We start from the raw sequence: 4,580 nt of genomic DNA, 5'->3' as shown, positions 1-4,580 counted from the left end.
GTTAATGCTGCCCTTATCCTTATTTAATATGATTTGGACAGAAGCTAGAGAGTAAGCCTCAGCCTTTGAGGTATCAAATTTATCTTCATAAAAGGTTTCCGCATTTGCTCCACTTGCTGATGCATTTTCAGAATCAGAACATTCTGCATAGATATAATGGATATCCATAGCAGTGATGCCTTTAATCAACAGCTGCGGATTACCCCATGAGCCGTCATCAGATAATTGGAAACGGAATAAGCTGCGCTCTTTGCTCTCTTCGCCAAGCGTACCAACGGCGTAGGCAATCATTTCATGTTTCATGATGGCGATACTGCCGTTTTGATCAGAGTCGGTAATTTTTAAATTCAAAGCCGATTTTGCCGTATCCAAATCTTTAATTTTTGTGTGAGGTTTGGCAATACGGGAGCAGCTGCTGACAATGGCAGTTTTTGCAGTAGATTTTTCCTTGTCGATGTCGATACCGTATTGAAACAGCAGGGCTGGGCCGATTTGAGTAAAGCCGGGATAGCTTAAATTGATTTCTTTAACCGGTAACAGCTTATTAACACCGGCTGTTTTCAAGGCATATTCAGCTGAGCTTTTGTCTTCTATCACTGCAGAGGCAGGAAAATTCGACATATTGAAGCAGCCGAAATTACCTGCCATACGCGCATCACGGACGATCATATTGGCGGTGTTACGCAAATCTTGTTGGATACCGATACGGGTGTTGGCAGATTTGTTCAATCCGCGTGCAGTAAAGTAGGTGGAGCTGACAGCCATTAAGACGATCATGCTGAGCAGGCTGGCAACCAGAAATTCAAGGATGCTGAAACCGCGCATAGCAGTTTTATTGGAAATATGGTTGAGTAAGCGTTTATTGTTCATTGTTAGTCTCTTACGCGTGATTGGTAGGTATAGACAACGTGATGCCCCGATGTGTTGAGATTTTTTGCGCTATTTTCTTCTTCGACATCTTGCAACCATAAAACTTTAACGATGGTTGTGTCGCCTTTGCCATCGCAGTTTGCTTGGAAGCCATTTTCGTAAGTCGGCTCTGCACCGGAAGAATCTTTGCAGATGGTTGAGAACACTTGGGCTTCGGGAAGGGCTTTGGCTAAGTCGGCCTTAAACTGTGCAATTTGAGCCTGTGCAAGTTGGGCTTTGCTCATTTTGACTTCAAATTTTCCAGTTTGTTTAGAGTCGGATTTTAGATAGGCATCATAGGATTTTTTATAACGGGAGGTTTTTTCCCCTGTAGTATCGGTTTCTTCAGAGAGCGTTGGGTTAATGAGCATGCCTTCAATCAGATTTTGCGTAATTTGGGCGACGGTGGTTTGATTTTCAGACTCGCGCACGTTGGATACGGTACGCAGTTGGATAGCCAGAAGGGCAAGCACACCGATGGCAAGGACAAACATGGCAATCAAAACTTCAATCAGGGTCATGCCTGATTGAAGTTTTGGGGTAAAGCTTGTTGGACTTGTTTTCAGACGGCCTTTAAATGATCTGAGATGAGTAGGATTAGTAATGTTCATAAGATACCGTTGTTATTATTTGGAAGTGTATTCGCACATTTTGCGATCATCGTTTTTAGCACAGATTTCGACATGCCCATTGCCATTGATTAAAAGTACGGTAGCACGGGCTTTCTTGGTTTCAGCATCGGTGGCGGATTCATCCGTTAGGCTGATTTTGATATGGCCGTCTGAAAATTGATAATTCTTGCCATCGGTTGAATGTTCAAATGTACCATTGGGCAGGAATTTCCACCAGACTTCTTTTGGAGCCGAAGAGGAGAGGGCAGAACGGTCATTGCTGCTAGGGATATAGTTGAAGCTGTATTTCACTTTTTCAGTGTCGCCATTGAGAATAATGGAGCGGACGGATAAATCGACTGTATCGTTTTTATAGTTGGAATCTCCGTTTTTATCGGCGTAGGCCAACATACCATTACCGGCATATTTGGAATCGCAACCATTATTGGGCGAGCCATCGGATTTGATTTTGACCGGGCAGATGTAAACGGGAAGATTGAGACGGACGGCCTCATTTCGCGCGAAGCGCAGCAGATTGGCAATTTGCTCTGCTTGCGATGCTGCACGTCTGGAGGCAATCCATTGATTCATATTGGGAAGTGCGATGACGGCCATTACTGCTGCAATAGTAATGACGATCAGCAACTCAATTAGGGTGAAGCCTTTTTGTGTCTGATACATGAGTGATTTTTGGTAGTAATGTGTTGGGTAACTGACGTTTTCGCTTTTGCATTTGCTCGTAGCAATGCTTTTGCTTTTATTAGATTTATTTTAAACGATTTTGTAATGCGTGACTAATGAAATATGAAATTCGGTTAGTTTTTAAGACAATCTGTCTCAATCTTCCATCAACATAGATTCTGGAACATAGGCAGCATTATCAAATTTGGTAAATTGACCCATCCAAGTGAGGAATACTTTCCCGACTGGACCGTTACGGTGTTTGCCGATAATACATTCCGCCAAGCCTTTTGCGGGTGATTCTGAGTTGTAGTATTCATCACGATACATGAACATAATCAAGTCGGCATCTTGTTCGATTGCGCCGGACTCACGCAAGTCGGACATCATCGGGCGTTTGTCGGTACGCTGCTCAACTGTACGGCTCAACTGCGACAGGGCAATGACGGGAACTTGCAACTCTTTCGCCAATGCTTTGAGGGAGCGCGAAATTTCGCCAAGCTCGGAAGCACGGTTGTCAGAACGGCCGGAGCCTGACATTAATTGCAAGTAGTCGATGACGATCAAGCCCAATTTACCGTTGAACTGGCGAGCAAGACGACGGGCGCGGGCGCGCAGTTCTAGCGCGGTCAAGCCCGGCGTTTCATCGATATACATGGGTGCATCGGAGAGTTTAACGACCGCTTCGTTCAGACGGCCCCAGTGTTCGTCTTGCAATCTGCCGGTTTTTAAAACGCTTTGATCCAAACGTCCTACCGAACCCAGCATACGCATAACCAGCTGCGCACCACCCATCTCCATCGAGAATACGGCGACAGGCAGCTTGCCCTCTACGGCAACGTGTTCCGCAATGTTGATCGAAAAGGCAGTTTTACCCATGGAAGGACGGCCTGCGACGATGATCAAATCGCCCGGTTGAAGGCCTGATGTTTTTTTGTCGAGGTCGATAAAACCAGTCGATATGCCGGTTACTTCATCAGGATTGTCACGCGAATAAAGCATATCGATGCGCTCGACTACTTCTTTCAAAAGGTCGGGCATCTCAAGGAAGCCTTGTTTGGATTTGGCGGTACTTTCGGCGATTTGGAATACTTTATTTTCCGCCTCGTCCAAAAGCTGGCCTGCATCACGCCCTTGCGGATTGTATGCGCTGCGTGCAATTTCTGTACCGACTTCGGCAAGCTGGCGCATGATGGAACGCTCGCGCACAATTTCGGCGTAGCGGCGGATATTGGCTGCGGATGGTGTGTTTTGCGCCAGCGTAATCAGATAGTTGAATCCGCCTGCCGCTTCCAATTCTTCATTGCGTTCCAAACTTTCTTGAACGGTAATGACGTCGGCAGGGCGGCTTTCGTTAATCAGGTTGGCAATGGCACGAAAAATCAGGCGGTGTTCGTGGCGGTAAAAATCCTCGCCGGAAACGACATCGGCAATACGGTCCCAAGCAGAATTTTCCAGCATCAGGCCGCCCAATACGGATTGCTCCGCTTCGGTGGAATGTGGCGGCAGTGACAATGCGCTGATTTCACGGTCTTCAGACGGCATATCGGAATAATTGCTCATGACGGGCATCTCTGGCTGGAAAATTGCAATCCACTATTATAGCGCAGTGTAAGTTCAATTGGTTTGTTTAGGCTAAAGCAGGTAAAATAGCAATGTTGTCGATTTGACAACACACACTACCAAAATATAAATATCAATAATTAGGAGCATAAAAATGGAACACAAGCTGCCACAATTGCCTTATGAACTGGATGCGTTGTCCCCTCATCTGACCAAAGAGACTTTGGAGTTCCACTACGGCAAACACCATCAAACTTACATCACCAATTTGAACAATCAAATCAAAGGCACTGAGTTTGAAGAAATGCCTTTGGAAGAAATCGTGAAAAAATCTTCCGGCGGTATGTTCAACAACGCTGCCCAAACTTGGAACCACACTTTCTACTGGCTGAGCTTTACCCCTAAAGGCCAAGGCAAACCTGCCGGCGAATTGGCTGCAGCCATCGATGCCAAATGGGGCAGCTTCGAGAAATTCCAAGAAGCGTTCAATGCCTGCGCGGCCGGTACTTTTGGCTCAGGTTGGGCATGGTTGGTGAAAACGCCTGCCGGTGAATTGGATCTGGTTTCTACTTCCAATGCAGGTACTCCGCTGACTACTGAAAACACTCCGCTGTTGACTTGCGACGTATGGGAACACGCCTACTACATCGACTACCGCAACAGCCGTCCTAATTACCTGAAAGGTTTCTGGGAAATTGTTAACTGGGATGAAGTTGCCAAACGCTTCGCCGCATAAAACGATATGAGTGAAAAGGCCGTCTGAAAATTTTTCAGACGGCCAGAGGGCTTGGAGCGATTCGCAGTACTGGGATTGGG

General features: G+C 46.3%; 5 protein-coding genes. 1 reads left to right on the top strand and 4 read right to left on the bottom strand.

All coding sequences use genetic code 11. The annotated features are described in order from the left end of the window. The 4 genes from Q1M25_RS08300 to dnaB all read right to left on the bottom strand — a co-directional run. Positions 1 to 870, bottom strand: an 870-nt coding sequence (locus tag Q1M25_RS08300; protein WP_300483797.1) for a pilus assembly protein PilW, incomplete at its 3' end; no start/stop codon positions are given. Between the two features lie 2 nt (positions 871 to 872). Next, a complete protein-coding gene (gene pilV, locus Q1M25_RS08295; RefSeq protein WP_191620510.1) occupies positions 873 to 1,520 on the bottom strand; it encodes a type IV pilus modification protein PilV in 648 nt (215 codons plus the stop codon). Between the two features lie 15 nt (positions 1,521 to 1,535). Further along, the gene (locus Q1M25_RS08290) at positions 1,536 to 2,201 is read right to left on the bottom strand and encodes a Tfp pilus assembly protein FimT/FimU (protein WP_150537446.1); all 666 of its coding nucleotides are present in this window, start codon (positions 2,199 to 2,201) and stop codon (positions 1,536 to 1,538) included. Between the two features lie 156 nt (positions 2,202 to 2,357). After that, positions 2,358 to 3,764 (bottom strand): replicative DNA helicase, encoded by a 1,407-nt coding sequence (gene dnaB / locus Q1M25_RS08285; RefSeq protein ID WP_036490624.1) that lies wholly within the window; start codon positions 3,762 to 3,764, stop codon positions 2,358 to 2,360. A gap of 154 nt (positions 3,765 to 3,918) precedes the next feature. Here dnaB and Q1M25_RS08280 point away from each other — a divergent pair, with 154 nt between their 5' ends. Beyond that, a complete protein-coding gene (locus Q1M25_RS08280; protein ID WP_300483796.1) occupies positions 3,919 to 4,500 on the top strand; it encodes a superoxide dismutase in 582 nt (193 codons plus the stop codon). Positions 4,501 to 4,580: the final 80 nt, after the last annotated feature.

Source organism: uncultured Neisseria sp., assembly GCF_951230505.1.
Classification (GTDB): domain Bacteria; phylum Pseudomonadota; class Gammaproteobacteria; order Burkholderiales; family Neisseriaceae; genus Neisseria.
The sequence above is the reverse complement of the archived record's forward strand: the minus strand, read 5'-3'. Positions and strand labels throughout refer to the sequence as shown.